Origin of the sequence: Microbacterium sp. (assembly GCF_047607225.1) — a bacterium.
Classification (GTDB): Bacteria; Actinomycetota; Actinomycetes; order Actinomycetales; family Microbacteriaceae; genus Microbacterium.
Genome location: NZ_JASGDO010000057.1, coordinates 35920 through 54152, shown reverse-complemented (window position 1 = coordinate 54152; position 18233 = coordinate 35920). Strand labels below are relative to the sequence as shown.

At 68.8% G+C, this 18233-nt stretch carries 17 protein-coding genes; 2 read left to right on the top strand and 15 right to left on the bottom strand.

The features are described from left to right. Positions 1 to 31: 31 nt before the first annotated feature. From QM591_RS11495 to QM591_RS11430, 14 genes are all read right to left on the bottom strand, one after another. Positions 32 to 718: a YggS family pyridoxal phosphate-dependent enzyme gene (locus QM591_RS11495; RefSeq protein WP_415132537.1), complete on the bottom strand. Its 687-nt coding sequence runs from the start codon at positions 716 to 718 to the stop codon at positions 32 to 34. After that, positions 719 to 1855, bottom strand: coding sequence for a cell division protein FtsZ (gene ftsZ, locus QM591_RS11490; protein WP_415132536.1), 1137 nt, complete (start codon positions 1853 to 1855; stop codon positions 719 to 721). Positions 1856 to 2076: 221 nt separating this feature from the next. Further along, positions 2077 to 3060 carry an FtsQ-type POTRA domain-containing protein gene (locus QM591_RS11485; protein ID WP_415132535.1) on the bottom strand — a complete coding sequence of 328 codons (984 nt, stop codon included), beginning with the start codon at positions 3058 to 3060 and terminating at the stop codon, positions 2077 to 2079. A 3-nt stretch (positions 3061 to 3063) separates the two neighbouring features. Next, complete coding sequence (gene murC / locus QM591_RS11480; RefSeq protein ID WP_415132534.1) at positions 3064 to 4482, bottom strand: UDP-N-acetylmuramate--L-alanine ligase; 1419 nt, start codon at positions 4480 to 4482, stop codon at positions 3064 to 3066. Positions 4483 to 4565: 83 nt separating this feature from the next. Then, positions 4566 to 5657 (bottom strand): UDP-N-acetylglucosamine--N-acetylmuramyl-(pentapeptide) pyrophosphoryl-undecaprenol N-acetylglucosamine transferase, encoded by a 1092-nt coding sequence (locus QM591_RS11475; protein ID WP_415132533.1) that lies wholly within the window; start codon positions 5655 to 5657, stop codon positions 4566 to 4568. Next, a complete protein-coding gene (ftsW, locus tag QM591_RS11470) occupies positions 5654 to 6898 on the bottom strand; it encodes a putative lipid II flippase FtsW (protein ID WP_415132532.1) in 1245 nt (414 codons plus the stop codon). The genes QM591_RS11475 and ftsW overlap by 4 nt, the downstream gene beginning before the upstream one ends. Then, entirely contained in the window at positions 6864 to 8429 is a 1566-nt protein-coding gene (murD, locus tag QM591_RS11465) for a UDP-N-acetylmuramoyl-L-alanine--D-glutamate ligase (RefSeq protein ID WP_415132531.1), read from the bottom strand. Before murD ends, ftsW begins: the two co-directional genes overlap by 35 nt. Next, complete coding sequence (mraY, locus tag QM591_RS11460; protein ID WP_415132530.1) at positions 8426 to 9535, bottom strand: phospho-N-acetylmuramoyl-pentapeptide-transferase; 1110 nt, start codon at positions 9533 to 9535, stop codon at positions 8426 to 8428. Before mraY ends, murD begins: the two co-directional genes overlap by 4 nt. After that, positions 9532 to 10944 carry a UDP-N-acetylmuramoyl-tripeptide--D-alanyl-D-alanine ligase gene (locus QM591_RS11455; RefSeq protein WP_415132529.1) on the bottom strand — a complete coding sequence of 471 codons (1413 nt, stop codon included), beginning with the start codon at positions 10942 to 10944 and terminating at the stop codon, positions 9532 to 9534. Before QM591_RS11455 ends, mraY begins: the two co-directional genes overlap by 4 nt. A gap of 27 nt (positions 10945 to 10971) precedes the next feature. Next, positions 10972 to 12789 carry a peptidoglycan D,D-transpeptidase FtsI family protein gene (locus tag QM591_RS11450; protein WP_415132528.1) on the bottom strand — a complete coding sequence of 606 codons (1818 nt, stop codon included), beginning with the start codon at positions 12787 to 12789 and terminating at the stop codon, positions 10972 to 10974. A 4-nt stretch (positions 12790 to 12793) separates the two neighbouring features. Then, positions 12794 to 13378: a hypothetical protein gene (locus QM591_RS11445; RefSeq protein WP_415132527.1), complete on the bottom strand. Its 585-nt coding sequence runs from the start codon at positions 13376 to 13378 to the stop codon at positions 12794 to 12796. Then, positions 13375 to 14337: a 16S rRNA (cytosine(1402)-N(4))-methyltransferase RsmH gene (gene rsmH / locus QM591_RS11440; protein ID WP_415132526.1), complete on the bottom strand. Its 963-nt coding sequence runs from the start codon at positions 14335 to 14337 to the stop codon at positions 13375 to 13377. Before rsmH ends, QM591_RS11445 begins: the two co-directional genes overlap by 4 nt. A 107-nt stretch (positions 14338 to 14444) precedes the next feature. Then, complete coding sequence (gene mraZ / locus QM591_RS11435) at positions 14445 to 14876, bottom strand: division/cell wall cluster transcriptional repressor MraZ (protein ID WP_067159458.1); 432 nt, start codon at positions 14874 to 14876, stop codon at positions 14445 to 14447. A 217-nt stretch (positions 14877 to 15093) separates the two neighbouring features. After that, positions 15094 to 15477 carry a DUF3040 domain-containing protein gene (locus tag QM591_RS11430; RefSeq protein WP_415132525.1) on the bottom strand — a complete coding sequence of 128 codons (384 nt, stop codon included), beginning with the start codon at positions 15475 to 15477 and terminating at the stop codon, positions 15094 to 15096. Positions 15478 to 15544: 67 nt separating this feature from the next. Here QM591_RS11430 and QM591_RS11425 point away from each other — a divergent pair, with 67 nt between their 5' ends. Then, positions 15545 to 16636 carry a polyprenyl synthetase family protein gene (locus QM591_RS11425; protein WP_415132524.1) on the top strand — a complete coding sequence of 364 codons (1092 nt, stop codon included), beginning with the start codon at positions 15545 to 15547 and terminating at the stop codon, positions 16634 to 16636. Between the two features lie 6 nt (positions 16637 to 16642). On the opposite strand, the gene QM591_RS11420 is transcribed toward QM591_RS11425, so the two are convergent. Beyond that, on the bottom strand, positions 16643 to 16990 hold the full coding sequence (locus QM591_RS11420) for an Rv2175c family DNA-binding protein (protein ID WP_415132523.1): 348 nt from the start codon (positions 16988 to 16990) through the stop codon (positions 16643 to 16645). 184 nt (positions 16991 to 17174) lie between these two features. Here QM591_RS11420 and QM591_RS11415 point away from each other — a divergent pair, with 184 nt between their 5' ends. After that, entirely contained in the window at positions 17175 to 18230 is a 1056-nt protein-coding gene (locus tag QM591_RS11415) for a LysM peptidoglycan-binding domain-containing protein (RefSeq protein ID WP_415132522.1), read from the top strand. The last annotated feature ends 3 nt before the right edge of the window (positions 18231 to 18233 follow it).

Sequence of the window (18233 nt, the reverse complement as noted above, 5' to 3'; positions counted from 1 at the left end):
CGCATCCTCCGTTTGCTCGTCTGTTTCGAGGTTAACCGCGCACCGGGCGCGGTCCCGTGATTGCCGAGCCGATCCGCAGGTGTGTCGCACCCGCGGCGATCGCCTCGGTGAAGTCTCCGGACATGCCCGCCGAGATCGCCGACGCTGCCGGCACGACGGCGCGAACGCGAGCGGACACCTCCGCCAAGCGTTCGAACGCGCGCGCCGGAGACTCCTCCAGCGGCGCGACCGCCATGACGCCCAGCAACACCAGCGAAGGGCAGTTCCCGGCGATGTGCTCCGCGAGCTCGGCGGCGGCGGCGGGGGCGACACCCCCGCGAGCGGAGTCGTCGGTGAGGTTCACCTGGACGAAGACGCCGAGTGGCGACTCCGCCTCCGGGTCGGCGGCGTGCAGCGCGTCGGCCAGCCGGGTGCGGTCGACGGAGTGGACGACGTCGGCCGCCGCGCGCACCGCGCGCGCCTTCTTCGTCTGCACCTGCCCCACGAAGTGCCACGTGAGGTCGGTCATCTCGGGAAGCACCGCCCGCTTCTGCGAGAGCTCCTGCTGGCGGCTCTCGCCGACGTCCCGCACTCCGAGAGTCCGCAACGCCGCGATGAGCTCCGGCGGGTGGAACTTGGTGACGACGACCCTCGTGAGCTCACTCGGGTCGCGCCCGACCGCCCTCGCCGCCTCGGCAATGCGGGCGTCGAGGGCGGCGAGGCGTTCGGCGAGCTCCACTTACTTCAGGAAGTCGGGTACGTCGAGGTCGTCGTCGCCGAACACGGAGTCGTTGGACGTCGAGGCCGTCACGCTGACCGACTGCTTCTCCTCGAGGACGGGAACCTCTCGCGCCGCTTCGTCGGCGGGGACGGCCGGGATCACGGGGGTTGCCCGCTCGACCGACATCGGTTCGATGCGCGCCTGCGGCTCACCGCCGTCGAAGCCGGCCGCGATGACGGTGACCCGCACCTCATCACCCAGCGTGTCGTCGATGACCGTTCCGAAGATGATGTTCGCCTCGGGGTGTGCGGCCTCCTTGACCAACTGCGCCGCATCGTTGATCTCGAAGATGCCGAGGTTGGAGCCACCCTGGATGGACAAGAGGACGCCGTGGGCGCCTTCGATCGACGCTTCGAGGAGCGGCGACTCGACCGCCAGCTCGGCTGCCTTGATGGCCCGATCCGCGCCCCGCGCCGATCCGATGCCCATGAGCGCGGACCCTGCCCCCTGCATGACCGACTTGACGTCGGCGAAGTCGAGGTTGATGAGACCCGGCGTGGTGATGAGGTCGGTGATGCCCTGCACACCGGCCAGCAGCACCTGGTCGGCCGTGGCGAACGCCTCGATCATCGAGATGCCGCGGTCGCTGATCTCCAGGAGACGGTCGTTGGGGACGACGATGAGCGTGTCGACCTCTTCCTTCAGCTTGGCGACGCCCGCCTCTGCCTGACTTTGGCGACGGCGTCCCTCGAAGGAGAAGGGCTTGGTGACCACACCGATCGTCAGCGCACCGATCGACTTGGCGATCCGCGCGACGACGGGCGCCCCCCCGGTTCCGGTTCCACCGCCCTCGCCTGCGGTGACGAAGACCATGTCGGCCCCCGCGAGCGCTTCCTCGATCTCCTCCGCGTGATCCTCCGCCGCGCGGCGGCCGACCTCCGGGTCGGCTCCCGCGCCGAGCCCGCGGGTGAGTTCACGGCCCACGTCGAGCTTGACGTCGGCGTCGCTCATCAGCAGCGCTTGCGCGTCGGTGTTCACCGCGATGAACTCGACGCCTCGCAGGCCGAGCTCGATCATCCGGTTGACGGCGTTCACGCCGCCACCGCCCACACCGACGACCTTGATCACGGCGAGGTAGTTCTGGTTCTGGCTCATGCCGGCCTCCGTATCGTCCCGAACCTCTGTCTCGGCGCATCCTGGTCGCACACGGGGCGAACGGCTCTCGCCACCACGGTGCTCAACCTTCAACCTCAACCAGAGGTTTAAAGAATTGCCGAGTATGTATTTCTTGAATTGAAGGTATGCGTCAGGAGCAGCCTGCACCGCGAGGCGGCGGGCGTGTCGCGAATCGCGAGGAGAAAACTCGCGCGGCCTCGTCAGCGCACCACGACGGCGCGCGGGGAGGACACGTCGTAGAGCGACACCTCGGAGGGCGGCCTCTCGATCATGATTCGTTCGAGAGTCAACGCCTTGAGAGCGGACTCGCTGGCGTTGCCCCACACGACGTCGGTGTCGGTGGCGCCGAGGGTCAGCGTCACGTCGTTGGGGGTCGTCGCCGTGAGAGCCGTGACCTGGCTCCGCACGTCCTCGGGGAGCGACCGGAACACCGTGCCCACCGCCTCGAAAGCAGCCGAGGTGACGCCGCCGGGAACGCTGATCGTCGGATGATCCTTCGGGCGGTCAGGCGTCGTGGACAACGCGACGCCCGCGGCATCGACGAGCGTGTAGCCGGCGGCGGACTTGATCGAGCCGATCGGCAGACGCTCGACGATGCGCACCACGAGCTCGTGCGGCGGCCGGGCCTCGAGCGTGTAGGTTTCCACGAGAGGGAACGCGACCAGCGCCGCCTTCACCTCACCGGAGTCGACGAGCGCGAGCGGTCTGCCGATCTGACTCGCCAACGCCCGCTCCACGGCGCCCGCGTCCAGCTGCGAGGCACCGACGACCTTCACGCGCTCCACCGCGAACAGGGGACTGTACGCGGCCCCGACCGACAGGGCGACGAGGAGCAGGACCGCGGACACCAAGACGATCCACGCCATCCGACGACGACGCTGACGGGCCGTGAAGCGACGGACCTCCGCACGCAGGGCGCGTCGACGGGCACGCGCAGCCGCCCAGACATCACGGACACCGAGCGGCGGGTCGGCGGCGGACTCCTCGTCCTCTCCCGGCGTGGGCGCGAACGGGACGATCTCTGCGAGATCGTCCTCGGCGACGAAGCCGTCGCTCTCCTGGGCGTCCGGAGAGTATCCGTCCGCAGGTGCGGCCCCCGGAGGAGTGAGGCTTCGGACATCCAGATCGACATCGCGAGGGCGTGACTCCCGCTCGGGCGGGGGTAGCGGCGTCGGCCGGCGCACGTGTCAGTCCTGCTCGCCCGGCGAGGATCGGGTCGACTGCAATGCCTGCAACACCTGAGGGATGATCAGGTAGACATTCCCGCACCCGAGCGTGACGACATAGTCGCCCTCACGCGCCACCGACGCCGTGTAGTCGGCCGCGTCCTGCCAGTCGGCGACGTACCTGACCTTGGAGGAGTCAGCGAACGCCTCGGAGACCAGTTCGCCCGTCACACCCGGGACGGGGTCTTCGCGGGCGCCGTAGACGTCGAGCACCACGGTGTGATCGGCGAACGACTCGAGCACCTCCGCGAACTCCCGATACATCTGTTGTGTACGCGAGTAGGTGTGAGGCTGGTGGACGGCGATGATGCGTCCGGACCCGACGACGGTGCGCGCTGCTTCGAGCGCGGCGGCCACCTCGGTCGGATGGTGGGCATAGTCGTCGTAGACGCTCACGCCGCGTTCGACGCCGTGGAGCTCGAACCGGCGCACGGTGCCGCCGAACGACTCGACCGCGCGCGCCGCTGCCTCGAGCCCGTGTCCGAGGGTGAGGAGGACAGCGATCGCCCCCGCCGCGTTGATCGCATTGTGGGCTCCCGGAACGGCCAACTGGACCTGCGCGCTCTCCTCGCCGTGGAGCACGGTGAAGGAGACGGGCCCGTCGGTGGTCACCGCGGCGATCCGGACGTCGGCCTCGGCGGAGGAACCGAAACTGACCACGCGGGAGTGGGTGAGCTCACGAGCGACCCGTCGCGCCCCCGCATCGTCGGCGGAGATCACGACGGCCTCTCGTGCCGCGTCAGCGAAGCGCACGAAGCCCTCGAAGAAGGCGTCGCCGCTCCCCCAATGGTCCAGATGATCGGGGTCGACGTTGGTGATGAGAGCGACCGAGGTGTCGTACAGCAGGAAGGTCCCGTCGGACTCGTCGGCCTCGATCACGAAGAGCTCATCGGAGCCCGTGCCGCTGGAGACTCCCAGGTCGGCGATCACGCCGCCGTTGACGAACGTCGGCGCGGTTCCGAGGGCTCGGAGGGCGGTGACGATCATGCCCGTCGATGTGGTCTTGCCGTGCGCACCGGCGACCGAGACGAGCCGGCGTCCACCGATCAGCCAATACAGGGCCTGGGAACGGTGGATCACGGGGAGCCCCCGCTGCTTCGCGAGCACGAACTCCGGGTTCTCCGGCCAGATGGCGCCGGTATGGACGACGGCATCGACATCATCGGGCAGGTGTGCCGCGTCATGTCCCACGAACACCTCGGCGCCGCGCGCCGCGAGCGCCTGCAGCGCGGCGCTGTCCGCGCGGTCAGAGCCCGACACGCGGATGCCCCGGTCCAGGAACATTCCCGCGAGGCCGGACATCCCCGACCCCCCGATGCCGATGAAGTGCGCAGCGGTGATGGTCTCGGGAATCGGGAGGCTCAGGTCGGGTCGAATCATGGCCCGTCAAGTCTAGGTCGCCCTCGTCGGCGGACGGCGGCGCGGCGCGCTGGCACACCGTCCCGCGCGGGGGCCGGTTTCCGTCAGCGCGCGAGGGCCTCATCGATGAGGGCGATGACGTTCTCGGTGCCCTCGCGTGTTCCGACCGCGGCGCTGGCGGCGGTCATACGCGAGAGGGCCTCCGCATCGCCGAGGAGCGGAACCAGCTCGGAGCGCAGTCTCGCCGCGGTCAGCTCGCCATCGGGGATCACCCGCGCCGCGCCGGCGCGCACGGCGGCGGCGGCGTTGAGCGCCTGCTCCCCGTTGCCGACGGCGTAGGGGACATAGACCGCGGGGAGGGACAGAGCGCTGATCTCACTGACCGTGGCCGCCCCCGCCCGGGAGAGCACGACGTCGGCGAGGGCGAACGCCAGATCCATCCGATCGATGTAGGGCACAACGCGATACCGCGCATCGCCCGGATCGACGATCTCGTCGCGCTCCCCCGCCGCGTGGAGGACCTGCCAGCCCGCGTCGACGATCGCGGACCAGGCGCCGTCCATCGCCGCGTTGAGTCGGCGGGCGCCCAGTGACCCCCCGAACACCAGGAGGGTGGGGCGGGCCGGATCGAGGCCGAAGTGTTCTCCCGCCTCCGCGCGCCGCCCGCTGCGATCGAGGTCAACGATCTCGCGCCGCAAGGGCATCCCGACGACGCGTGCGCGCGCCAGCGGGGTGCCTTCGAAGACCACTCCGGTCGCGGCGGCCCGCCTCGCGCCGAGCACGTTGGCCAGCCCCGGCTTAGCGTTGGCCTCGTGCACGATGAACGGCACGTGCTCACGACGCGCGGCGACGTAGGCCGGAGCGGACGCGTATCCGCCGAACCCCACCACCACGTCCACGTGGCGCTCACGGATGTACCGACGCACCTGCCTCACCGCGCGGGAGAAACGAACCGGGAAACGCGCCGCCGCGAGGTCGGGTCGGCGGGGGAAGGGCACCTTGTCGACGATCAGCAGCTCGTACCCGCGCTGGGGAACGAGGCGAGACTCAAGACCCTCCCGCGTGCCGAGAACCAGGACGACGTCGTCGGCGGATCGGGCCCGGAGGCCGTCAGCGACGGCCAAGAGAGGGTTGACGTGACCCGCGGTGCCCCCGCCGGCGAGGAGATATGTCGTGGAAGAAGAGCCCGTCGTCACCGCACCGAGCCTACCGGGCGCCCCGACGGCCGAACGGACGGCGTCGCGGGCAGCGATCGGCTGAACGAGAGGAGGACGCCGCAGGCCATGAGCACCGAGAGCAGCGACGTGCCCCCCTGGGACATGAACGGCAGCGGCACACCGAGGACCGGGAACACGCGCAGCACGACGCCGATGTTCACGAGGGCCTGGCCGACGATCCAGACGGTGATCCCTCCCGCAGCGATCCGGATGAACGGGTCGTTCGTCTTCCGGATGACGTGGAAGGTGCCCACGGCGAAGAGCGTGAACAGCCCCAGGACCACGATGCAGCCGATCAGCCCGAGCTCCTCCCCCACGATCGCGAAGATGTAGTCGTGCTCCGCCGCCGGAAGCCAGTCGTACTTCTCGCGAGAGTTTCCGAGGCCCAAGCCGAACAGCCCTCCGCCGGCGAGGCCCCACACACCGTGCAGCGCCTGGTAGCAGTCGCCCGTCGCGGCCGAGTAGCACGCGAGCGAATCGACGTTGAGGAAGCTCATGATTCGGCGCATGCGGTCGGGGCTCGTGACGGCGAACACCGCTGCCGCCACGACGACGCCGATGAGCGGCAGAAGGAAGATCCGGAGCTTCACCCCGGAGAAGAACAGGCATCCCAGCAGCACAGCCATGAGAACGAGGCCGGTCCCCAGGTCGCCGCTTCCCACCGCGACGAGTCCGATCACGAGCGCGCCGACCGGCACCACCGGGATGAAGACGTGACGCCACAGCCCGAGGAGGGTCTGCTTCCGGTACAGGACGTAGCCGAGCCACAGGGCGAGGCTGAGCTTGAGGAACTCGGACGGCTGCATCTGCGCTCCGGCGATCGAGATCCAGTTCGTGTTGCCGTCGTTGTAGATGCCGATGCCCGGCACGAAGACGAGCATCTGCAGACAGATCGCGCCGATCAATGCCGGCCAGGCGATCCGTTTCCAGAACGTCACCGGGAATCGGCTCAAGACGAACATGAGCGGAACGCCGAGGAGCGCGAACATCCCCTGCTTGATGACGACCTCGAACGGGGAGGAACCGGCCGAGATCGACTTCGCCATCGTGGCGGAGAGCACCATCACGAGACCGAAGATCGTGAGGATGAGCGCCGTCGATGCGATCAGCAGGAACTCGTTCGGCACCGGCGCGAAAGCTCGGCCGAGTGACACCCTGGCCGCGAATCCGCGAGAAGCGGCGGTCTCAGTCGTGGTGGAAGGGCGGTCGGTCGTCGTCACCAGCACCCTCCTGCTTCTGTTCGGCCCGAGCGAGCCATGCGTGCACCGCGGCCGCGAACCGGTGACCACGGTCGGCGTACGACGTGAACTGGTCGAACGATGCCGCCGCGGGAGCGAGGAGGACGGTGTCCCCCGTTCCCGCCACACGTGCCGCCAGCTCGACGACCTGCGCCATGACGTCTTCAGTCTGAACGTGGTCGACCTCGTAGAGCGGAACCGCTGGCGCGTGTCGCTCGAACGCTGCGACGATCTCGGCCCGCTCGACGCCGATCACGATGGCAGCCTTCGCCGCGGGTCCGCGCTGCGCGACGAGGTCGGCGATGTCGACGCCTTTCAGCAGGCCGCCGACGACCCAGACCGCGCCGGGGTAGGCCGCGAGCGATGACGACGCCGCATGCGGATTGGTCGCCTTGGAATCGTCGACCCAAGTGACGCCGTCCGCGACGGCGATCACCTCGATGCGGTGGGGATCGAGGCGGAACGACTGCAATGCGGCGCGGATGGCCCCGGGGGCGACGCCGCACGAGCGCGCCAGTGCCGCGGCGGCGAGGATGTTCGCGACCACGTGGGGCGCGGACAGACCCCTCTCGTGAAGTTCGGCGAGCGTCGTCAACTCGAGCGCGCTCGTGTGTCTGTCGTCGAGGAAGGCGCGGTCGACGAGGATGCCGTCGACGACGCCGAGATCACTGGGTCCGGGCACGCCGAGATCGAATCCGATCGCGCGGCAGCCCTCGACGACGTCGGCCTCCTCGACCATCGTGCGCGTGGCGAGGTCGCTCTTATTGTAGACGCAGGCGACCCGCACGTTGTCGTACACGACGGCCTTCGCCGCACGATACGCCTCGAAGCTGCCATGCCACTCCAGGTGGTCCTCCGCGAGATTGAGGCACACGCTGGCGTGGGGCGACACCCGGCGGACGCCGGCCTGCTGCCCGAGATACCAGAGCTGGTGGCTGGAGACCTCCACCACGAGGACGTCGAAGCCCTGCGGGTCGCGCACGGCGTCGAGGACGGGAATGCCGATGTTTCCGCAGGGAGCCGCGCGCAGGCCACCAGCGGCGAGCATGGACGCAGTCAACTGCGTCGTCGTGGTCTTGCCGTTGGTTCCGGTGATGAGGATCCAGTCGGCGGGCTCCCCGTCCGCACGGGTGACCTTGTCCCGCACGCGCCACGCGAGCTCGATGTCACCCCAGACTGCGATGTCCGCCTCGCGCGCCCACGTGATGACGGGGTGATGAGGGGGGAAGCCGGGAGAGGCGACGATGACGTCGGGAGCGAACATCCGCAGCTCGTCCGGCACCTGGGCGAGGTCACCGGTCCACAGGCGCGCCCCGATGACCGGGAGAAGCCGCCGATACTCCTCGTCGGCCGTCTCGGTGACCACGAGCACGTCGGCACCCAGTTCGGCCACCGTGTCGGCGACCGAGAACCCCGTGACCGAGAGCCCCAGGACAGCCACGCGGAGCCCGCGCCAATCGGCGTGCCAGCTCGTGAGTGCGTCGAGGCGCTCGTGACGGGAGTCCGCGCTCATAGCGCCGCGAGCCAGGCCACGTAGAAGAGGCCGACGCCGGTGACGGCAAGCATTCCGGCGATGATCCACATCCTGACGACGATCGTGATCTCCGGCCACCCGCGCATCTCGAGGTGATGGTGGAACGGGCTCATGAGGAAGAGGCGCTTTCCGCCGGTCGCCTTGAAGTAGTACCGCTGCAGGATCACCGAGCCGGGGCCGATGATGAAGACACCCGCGATGATGACCGCGAGGATCTCGGTGCGGGAGAGGACCGCCATCGCCACGACGACACCGCCGATGGCCATCGATCCGACGTCACCCATGAAGATCTTCGCCTTCGGCGCGTTCCACCAGAGGAAGCCCACCAGCGCCCCGACGAACGAGGCGGCAATGATCGTCAGGCCCATCGGGTCGCGCGTGGGATAGCAGGCGTTGGCATAGGCATCGACGAGGGCCGCGGTGTGGCAGCGCTGCTGGAACTGCCAGAACGTCACGAGGCTGTAGGCGGACACGGTGAAGATGCCGGCACCGGTGGCCAAGCCGTCGAGGCCATCCGTGAGGTTCGTCGCGTTCGACCAGGCGACCGACATGAAGGAGATCCACGCCAAGTAGAGGATCCAGCCCACCACTGCGCCGAGCGCCATGAACGACAGGGCCGGGATGTCGCGGAAGAACGAGATGTAGGGAGAGGCCGGGGTCTCTCCCCAGCTGTTCGGGAAGTTCAGGGCGAGGATGGCGAACGGCACGGCGACGAGGATCTGGCCGACCACCTTGCGCCATCCCGAGAGGCCGAGGCTCCGCTGCTGGCGCACCTTCATGTAGTCGTCGATGAAGCCGACGAGACCGAGACCGACCATCATCCAGATGACGAGGAGACCTGACGTCGTGGGCGGGGTTCCTCCGGCGAAGCTGCCGACGAAGTAGCCCGTCAGCGATCCCAGGATGAAGACGATGCCACCCATCGTGGGCGTTCCGCGTTTGGTCTGGTGATTCGGATTGTGGCCGTCTTCCGGCGTGCGGATGACCTGGCCCCAGCCGAGCTTCTCGAACAGCCGGATGAACAGCGGGGTGAGAAAGAGCGTGAAGGCCAGGGAGATCGTCGCGGCGGCAAGCAGTGATCTCACGAGAACGATTCTCCCAGACGATCGCCGAGGTGACGGAGCCCGGCCGAGTTCGACGACTTCACGAGCACGCGGTCACCCTCGCGGAGTTCGGTGAGGAGGTAGTCGTACGCTTCGTCCTGCGTCTCGAAGAACACCGCCTCACCGTCCCAGGAGCCCTCCCCGATCGCGGCGAGATAGAGCCGTCGCGCCGCGGCGCCGATCACGACGATCCGTTCGAATCGCAACCGCACCGCGAGCAGACCGACTCGATCGTGCTCCTCGCCGGCCTGCTCTCCGAGCTCGCTCATCGCGCCGAGCACGGCCACCTTGCGCTCCCCCGGTCCGGCGATCTGCGCGATCGTGCGGAGGGCGGCGGCCATCGAGTCGGGGCTCGCGTTGTAGGCGTCGTTGATGATCCGTACGCGCTCCGAGCCCAGCGGCTGCATCCGCCACCTCTCGGCGACCTCGACCGTCTCCAGCCGCGCGATCGCGGTGGCCAGCGGCACGCCGAGCACCCCGGCGACCGACAAGGCGGCCAACGCGTTCATCACGTGGTGCTCCCCCAGCACCTGCAGCCGGAGAGGCAGACTCTCGGTCTCCGTCACGATCGTGCACGACGTTCCGGCGGGGGTCACCTCGACGTCGTCGGCGCGCATCTGTGCGCGCGCCGACCTCCCGAACCATCGCACCTCGACGCCGCGGGCAGCGGCGACCTCGGCCATCGCGGCCACGCGCGGATCGTCGGCGTTGAGCACGGCGACACCGCCGGGCCGCGTCGCCTCGACGAGCTCGGTCTTGGCCCGCTGGGTCGCCTCGACGCCGCCGAAGCCTCCCGCGTGCGCGAGTCCCACCATGAGGACGGCACTGACGTCGGGAGTGACGAGCCCGGCGAGCTCGGCGATGCGTCCGATGCGCGAGGCCCCGAACTCGCTGACCAGGAAGCGTGTCGACTCGGTCACCCGGAGCATCGTGACCGGAGCGCCGACCTCGTTGTTGAACGAGTTGCGAGGAGCCACCGTCTCGCCTTCGCCCCCGAGGATCCGGGCGAGCATGTTCTTCGTGGTCGTCTTGCCGTTCGACCCGGTGATCCCGACGACCCGCAGAGCGCCGTGCGCGCGCACCCGCGCAACGACCTCGCGCGCGAGGGCCGCCAGAGCGGAGACGGCATCGGCCACGACGATCTGGCTGACGGGGACGTCGACACGGTGTTCCACGATCGCGACCGCGGCACCGGCGGCGACTGCTGCCTCCACGAAACGGTGGCCGTCGGTCGTCTCGCCGCGCTTGGCGACGAACACACCGCCGGGAGTCATCTCCCGCGAGTCGGTGTCGACGACGCCGGAGACGATCGTCTCCGCGTCGTCGCCGCCGGCGGGATGCAGGGTCCCCCCGACCGCGGCCGCCATCTCGGCGAGCGTCATCGAGATCATGTGCTGTGCTCCTCGTCCGCGCCCGAGCTACTTCGTGACCGGGAGCAGGGGTGTCTCGGACCCGGACGGCATGATGCGGTAGTGCGTGAGCACTTGAGTCATCGCCTTGGTGAAGACCGAGCGGTTGGCCGACGACATCCGCTCCTTCTTGGGCTCGTCGAAGACCGTCAGTACAACGTACTGCGGATCCTCGGCGGGGGCGTAACCGACGAGGGACGTGAAGTACAGGTTCTTCTTGTACCCGCCCTTGCCGTCGTAGATCTGCGCCGTGCCCGTCTTTCCCGCCATCCGATACCCGTCGATCTTCACGTCGTCGGCGAGCGTGCCCTGCGCGAACACGTTCTCCAGCATCTGGCTGACCTGACTGGCCGTCTCCTTCTTGATCACGCGGACAGGCTCAGGGAGATCGGGGGTGACCACCGTGCCGTCCGCCTTCGTGCACGACTCCACGAGTTGCGCCGGCATGCGGACACCACCGTTCGCGATCGTCTGATACACACTGGCGACCTGCGTCGCCGTGACGGTGAAGGCCTGACCGAACGTGGTGGTGTAGTAGGTCTGGTTGTCCCAGTCGGCGGGCTTGAGGCGGAAGCCCAGCTGCTCGGGCTCCCCCGACCAGTTGAGGCCCTGGGGCTGTCCCACGCCGAACTTCGTCAGATAGTCGAAGCGCGTCTGCGGGTCGACCTTCGCACCGAACTGCGACATCGCCACGTTCGAGGAGCGGACCAGTCCACCGGTCAGGGTCAGTGTCTCCGTGGCGTGCTGGTCGGAGTCGTTGATGACGGCGCCGTTGGGGAAGGTCATGCGCGAGGGGGTCTTGACGCTGGACAGCGGTGTGAGCCCCGCGGCCTCGATGGCCGTCGCCGCAGTGACCGGCTTGAAGGTCGAGCCGGGCTCGTACGAGAACCGCGCGAGGCGCGACGCACGGTCATCGGCGTCCGAGGCAGCGGGATCATTGGGGTCGACCGTCGGAGTCTCGGCGAAGGCACGGATCTTGCCCGTGGCCACCTCCATCACGATGATGCCGCCCCAGTTGGCGTTGTAGCGCTTGGTCTCCTCGGCGATGAGCTGTTGCATGTACCACTGGAGATCGGAGTCGATCGTGAGGGTCAGGGTACCGCCGTCCACGGCGGGCTTCTCGACTTCGGTGCCCGGGATTCGAACGCCGTCACGGCCGCGCTGGAAGGTGACCGATCCCGCCTTCGGATCCAGGCAGCTGTTCTGCAGCTTCTCCACGCCTTCGAGAGGCTTTCCGTCGGAACTGACGAACCCGATGACGTTGCCGGCCACGGCACCGTCGGGATAAGTCCGCGACGCGACGGGCGGGAAGCTCAGGAACGGCAGGCCGAGATCGGCGAGAGCGCGATAGGTCTCGGTGGATACGTTGCGCGTGACGGGCGCCCAGCGCGCCTTCGGGTTCTTCGCGAGGGCGTCCACCACGATCGCGGTGACGTCTTCGGGTGACTGCCCCGTGACGGCGGCGATGCGGGCGGCGAGCTCGGGCCAGGCGACCTTCTCGTTCTTTCCGTCCGCACCCTTGACGATGTCGCCGTTCTCGTCACGCTTGTCGATCCCGTTCGCCGCGAGCATCGGGTCGATCTCGACGTCGTAACGCAGGGTGCTGGTGGCCAGCACCCTGCCCCCTTCGTCGACGATGTTGCCTCGCGTACCGGCCAGAGTGATGCTCGTCTGCGTCGCCTTCTCCTTCTGGGCGGCGATGTGCCCTTCGGCATTGACGACCTGGATGTCGACGAGACGGACGACGAAGACCGCGATGACCGCCAGCACGACCATCAGTGCGGTCACGGTGCGGCGGCGGGGGCTGCGGGTGGCGCGAGTGGTCATAGTCTCAATGCGTGTTCGGGGTCGGCAGACCGTCGGCGATGGCAGGAGGGGATGCGGGGTTCACGACGACGCTCTGCTCGGAGGCCTTGTGGGCACCCAGACTCGCGTCGGGGTCGGTGACGAGCGGGATGCCGCTGAGGAGTTCGTTGGAGACGGCGGCCTTCTTGAGCGCCTCGATGCTGGAGGTCGTCGTGGCCTTCTTGCCGCTGCCGACCAACGCGCCGTCGCTGAGCCGGAGATAGTTGGGGGCTTGTCCGGTGACCATTCCGAGCGCGGCGGCATTCGCCGCCAGGTACTGGGGGGAGCTGAGGCCCGCGACCTCGTCCTGCAGGATCTGCTTCTGCCACTGCACGCTCCGCTGCTCCGTGGTCAGCGAGCGCAACTCGTAGGAGCTCTGCGTCGTCAGGATCGAGAGCCCCATCTGCGCGCCGGCGATCGTGAGAGCGCCGAGGACGGCGACGAGGCCGTAGACCAGGCGCGGCTTCCGGCGCGGGGCCGCCTGCGAGACGGCGTGGAGCCGGCGCTCGGGCCCAGGAAGCGGAAGGGGATGTGCGCCGAAGACGTCTTCCTCTGCGAGGTTGGTGCTCATGCCGCGGCCTCCCGGACTCGTTCCGCCGCGCGCAGCCGTACCGGCGTCGCGCGCGGATTGCGGGCGCGTTCCTCGTCTGAGGCGAGCTCCGCGCCCCTCACGAGCAGCCGGAAGCGGGGGGCGTGCTCGGGCAGCTCGACTGGCAGGTCGCGCGGAGCCGTCGAGGCGGTCGCCGACGCGAACACGCGCTTGACGAGACGATCCTCGAGCGACTGATACGAGAGGACGACGATGCGCCCGCCGACGGGCAGGAGCTCGAGCGCGGCGGGGATCGCCGCCTCCAAGGCGGCCAGTTCCCGATTGACCTCGATCCGCAGTGCCTGGAAGACCCGCTTGGCCGGGTGGCCCGACTTCTCGCGCTGGACGGCGGCGGGGGTGGCGGCGATCAAGACGTCCACGAGGTCCGACGACCGCAGCAGCGGCCGCGACTGTCGAGCAGCGATGATGGCGCGCGCGTAGCGCCCCGCGAGCTTCTCTTCGCCGTAGCGTTCGAAGATCCGTCGAAGGTCGCCTTCGCCGTATCCCGCGACGATGTCAGCCGCGGTCGTGCCGCTGGTCTGGTCCATGCGCATGTCCAGCGGCGCGTCCTGCGCGTACGCGAACCCACGATCCGCTTCGTCCAGCTGGAGTGAGGACACCCCCAGGTCGAAGAGGATCCCGTGCACCCGAGAGACACCGACCGAGGCGACGGCCTCGGAGATGCCGTCGTAGACGGTGTGCACCAGCTGTACCCGGTCGCCGAAGCGGGAGAGGCGCTCCCCCGCGATCCGCAGAGCATCGGTGTCGCGGTCGAGTCCTATCAGGCGGGCGTGCGGGAAGCGCTCGAGCAAGGCCTCCGAGTGTCCGCCCATCCCCTCAGTGGCATCGACGATGACCGCGTCGTCGCGGTCGAGCGCCGGTGCGAGGAGCTCGACGCACCGTTCGAGGAGGACGGGGGTATGGATGTCGCGCGGGTTCATGATCGTCGACCTGTGCTGCGTCCGACCCGGAGCCCGGATCCCCATCCGCTCCGACCTGGCACCGGGGAAGTGTGTCAGGGCGTGCGGCTGGGAGTCGGGGCCACGGCTCAGAAGAGCCCGGGGATCACCTCCTGCTCCATCTCCGAGTAGCTGTCTTCGTTTCCTTCGGCGTAGGCGTTCCATGCCTCGGCGTCCCAGATCTCGGCGTGCGCACCGACGCCGGTCACGACGAGTTCGCGTCCGAGGTTGGCGTAGGTGCGCAGGTGCGGCGGGATGGTGATCCGGCTCTGCCCGTCCGGCTTCTCGTCGCTCGCTCCCGAGAGGAACATGCGCTGGAAGTCGCGGGCCTGCTTGTTGGTCAGCGGCGCTTCGCGGATCCGTTCGTAGACGCGCTCGAACTCCTTCGTGCTGAAGACGTAGAGGCACCGTTCCTGTCCCCGGGTGACGACGACGCCGTCTCCCAGATCGGTGCGGAACTTCGCCGGCAGGATGACGCGGCCCTTGTCGTCGAGCTTCGGGGTGTACGTGCCCAACAGCATCGCGTCCCACCCCCTTCTCCGCCCGGCCGCCTGAAGTACGCGCCACTTTACTCCACTTTCCTCCACTTTCCTATCGATTCGTGGCCGCGCCGCACCCGCGCCCTCCCCCGACGGCGGAGGTCGCTGCACGACGGGTGACGTCGAGGTCGCTGCGCGCACAAAAAAAGCACCGACCCGAAGGTCGGTGCTGTAAGGGGTTCTCCGTCGGAGAAGGATCTCATCCTTCGCCGCGGCGTCGATCCCATCGATCGTTCATGCGATCCATGAAGCTGCCGCCGCTCGCCCTCGTCGGACCCGTGGCGGTGGGCTTGCGCGTTCCCTGGGAACGGGGTCGCGCGGAGCCACCACGCGTGGGGGTGGCCGCCAGCACGACGCCCGCGACCATCACGAGGAAAGCGATCACGCCCACGATGATGAGGGAGGTCGAGACGCCGACGACGAGGCCGGCGACACCGACGAGCACGAGAACGCTGCCGTAGACGATGTTGCGGTAGCTGAGGGACTGACCTTCACGAGGCGCGCTGACGACATCGGCGTCGTTGTGCATGAGATGGCGCTCCATCTCGTCCAGCAGACGCTGCTCCTGCTCTGACAGTGGCATGCATCCCCCTCTTGAAGTGTCGAGTGGTCTCGATTGTACGCGGGTGCCCGAGAACTAGGCTAGGCCCGTGATGCCTTCGGTGGACCTGATCGAGCTCGTTTCCCAGCGGATGGAGAGGTTTGCCGAAGACCGCATCGAGGAGGCTGCTGAGCTGGGCCCCGACGCCGTCGCATTCGTGCGTACTGCCGCCGAGACGATCACAGGTGGCAAACGTCTGCGCGGCCGCTTCTGTCTCACCGGCTGGTGGGCCGTCGCGGGGGTGTCGCGACGCGGCGTGACCGAGGTCGACCCCGCCGCGGTCGCGGCAGCCGCGGCGCTGGAGATCTTCCATGCCGCGGCCCTCGTGCACGACGATCTGATCGACAACTCCGACACGCGCCGAGGTCGCCCCGCCGCACACCGGGCGCTCGAATCTGGACATGGCGCACGGGGATGGAACGGGGACGGAGCAACCTACGGACGTTCGGCGGCGATCCTCCTCGGAGACCTCCTGGTGGCGTGGAGCGACGACCTCCTCGAGGAGGGCATCCGGCACAGCGACACCGCCGCAGCGGCCAGGCTCGAGTACGCGCGCATGCGCCGCGAGGTGACGGTCGGCCAGCTGCTCGACCTCGCCGAGGAGGCCGCGGCCCTGTCGGTGGACGACGCGGAGCACGCCGATCGCGCCCTCCGCGTCGCGACCTACAAATCCGCCCGCTACAGCGTGCTGCAGCCGCTCCTGATCGGCGCCGAACTGGCGGGTGCCACGCAGCACCAGCGGGAGGCGCTGGGCCGATTCGGCCTGCCGATCGGGCTCGCCTTCCAGCTTCGCGACGACGTTCTGGGGGTGTTCGGCGACAGCTCCGTCACCGGAAAACCCTCGGGAGACGACCTCCGCGAGGGGAAGCGCACTCTCCTCATCGCGTTCACGCGCGAGACTCTGGCCACGGGTGCTCGACACACCCTCGACGAGCTGTTGGGCGACCCGGACCTCGACGAGGAACAGATCTCGTCCCTCCAACGCACGATCATCGACTCCGGCGCGCTCGCACGCGTCGAGGACCTGATCTCGGACTACGCCGTGGAGGCCGATCGCGCCCTGCGCGGCGCAGCCCTCGACAACGCCGCAGTGGGCGCGCTCCGCGACCTCGCCCGGGCCGCCGTTGCTCGAACGTCCTGAGGTCGCTCAGGCGAGCGCTTGAGCGATGCGTCGCACCTCGCTCTTGCGACCCGCGCGGAGCGACTCGATGGGTGCGTGACCGAGGGACTCGTCCTCGGTGAGCAACCAGTCGATCAGCTCGTCGTCGGAGAAGCCTGCGTCCTGGAGCACGATCACGGTCCCGCGGAGCGACGTGACCGGGCGGCCGTCGAGGAGGAAGGCAGCGGGCACCTGGGGAGCACCGTGGCGACGCGAGGCCACCAGGTGCTTCTCGTCGAGCAGCCGGCGGATGCGCCCGAGCGGTTCCCCCGTCAGAGCGACGAGGTCGGGGAGGGTCAGCCAGTCGGTGGGAAACGTCGGAGTCGAGCCGGTCACCCCTCCACTATCGCATTCCGAGCAGTGACGAAGCGCTCGCCGCTCGGGAACGGTCGCTCGACCGCACAGGCCGCACCGGTCGGGAACATTACAGAAATCACATCTTTCACTTGTGCCACTTTGATTGACTCACTTTCACTTCCGTGACAGCGTTTTCGAGGTCCACGAGGAGGGAAGATCACCTATGAGACGCTTGCCGGCGCTGTCCACGTCCACCGGATCCGTCGCCGTCTGGGGCACGATCGCTCTCTCCGTCAGCGGCTCCCCCGGCGCGGCCGCGGCGGTCTCCGGCGAGACCACGGATACGGCGACCCGGACCATCGCCGCGGTCGGCAGGGCCGTCACGGCCTCCGCGTCTGCGATCGCGACGGCGCCCACGGCTCGCACGCCGCGCACCTACACCGTCGTTCGCGGCGACACCGTCAGCGCCATCGCCGCGGCGCACGGACTCCGTACCGCCGACGTGCTGGCCTGGAACGGTCTGGGGTGGCGATCGATCATCCACCCCGGTGACGTCCTGCGGCTCACCGCGGCGGAGAACGGGACGGGGTCGGCGGGCGCCGCGAAGCCCTCGAAGAGCTCGACGCAGGCATCGCACACCTCCTCCACCTCGCACACCGTGCGCCCCGGAGACACCCTTTGGGCGATCGCCGCACGACACGACTGCTCGCTTGCGGCGCTTCTGCGGGCCAACGATCTCACGACCGGCGCGATCATCTACCCGGGCGAGAAGCTCACGATCCCGGGACGCAGCTCGTCGGCCAAGCCTGCGGCGGTCCGTCCCGCGACCGCGCCCACCCCGTCCTCGCCCAAGGATGCGATGCGCGGGACGCGACTGGATGCGGAACAGACGAAGAATGCCCGCGTGATCATCGCCGTCGGACGCGAACGCGGAGTCTCCGACCGAGGGATCGCGATCGCCCTCGCCACCGCGATGGTCGAGTCGTGGCTCCGCAACCTCGACTACGGCACGTACGACTCCCTGGGGCTGTTCCAGCAGCGTCCGAGCACGGGATGGGGAACGCCGGATCAGGTGCGCGATCCGCGACGTGCGGCGGCGGCCTTCTTCGGCGGCTCCGACGATCCCAACGGCTCGGATACCCGCGGGCTGCTCGACATCGCGGGGTGGGAGGAGATGGGGTTCAGCGAGGCCGCCCAGGCGGTGCAGCGCTCGGCCTACCCGCACCGCTACGGTCAGTGGGAGTCACAGGCCTACGAATGGCTGGCACGGTTGGGCTGACCG

Coding starts and splice junctions, on each gene's coding strand:
- ftsZ (WP_415132536.1), bottom strand. CDS start 1,855: ATGAGCCAGAACCAGAACTACCTCGCCGTGATCAAGGTCGTCGGTGTG.
- murC (WP_415132534.1), bottom strand. CDS start 4,482: ATGATTCGACCCGACCTGAGCCTCCCGATTCCCGAGACCATCACCGCT.
- murD (WP_415132531.1), bottom strand. CDS start 8,429: ATGAGCGCGGACTCCCGTCACGAGCGCCTCGACGCACTCACGAGCTGG.
- QM591_RS11455 (WP_415132529.1), bottom strand. CDS start 10,944: ATGATCTCGATGACGCTCGCCGAGATGGCGGCCGCGGTCGGGGGGACC.
- QM591_RS11450 (WP_415132528.1), bottom strand. CDS start 12,789: ATGACCACTCGCGCCACCCGCAGCCCCCGCCGCCGCACCGTGACCGCA.
- QM591_RS11445 (WP_415132527.1), bottom strand. CDS start 13,378: ATGAGCACCAACCTCGCAGAGGAAGACGTCTTCGGCGCACATCCCCTT.
- rsmH (WP_415132526.1), bottom strand. CDS start 14,337: ATGAACCCGCGCGACATCCATACCCCCGTCCTCCTCGAACGGTGCGTC.
- mraZ (WP_067159458.1), bottom strand. CDS start 14,876: ATGCTGTTGGGCACGTACACCCCGAAGCTCGACGACAAGGGCCGCGTC.
- QM591_RS11430 (WP_415132525.1), bottom strand. CDS start 15,477: ATGCCACTGTCAGAGCAGGAGCAGCGTCTGCTGGACGAGATGGAGCGC.
- QM591_RS11415 (WP_415132522.1), top strand. CDS start 17,175: ATGAGACGCTTGCCGGCGCTGTCCACGTCCACCGGATCCGTCGCCGTC.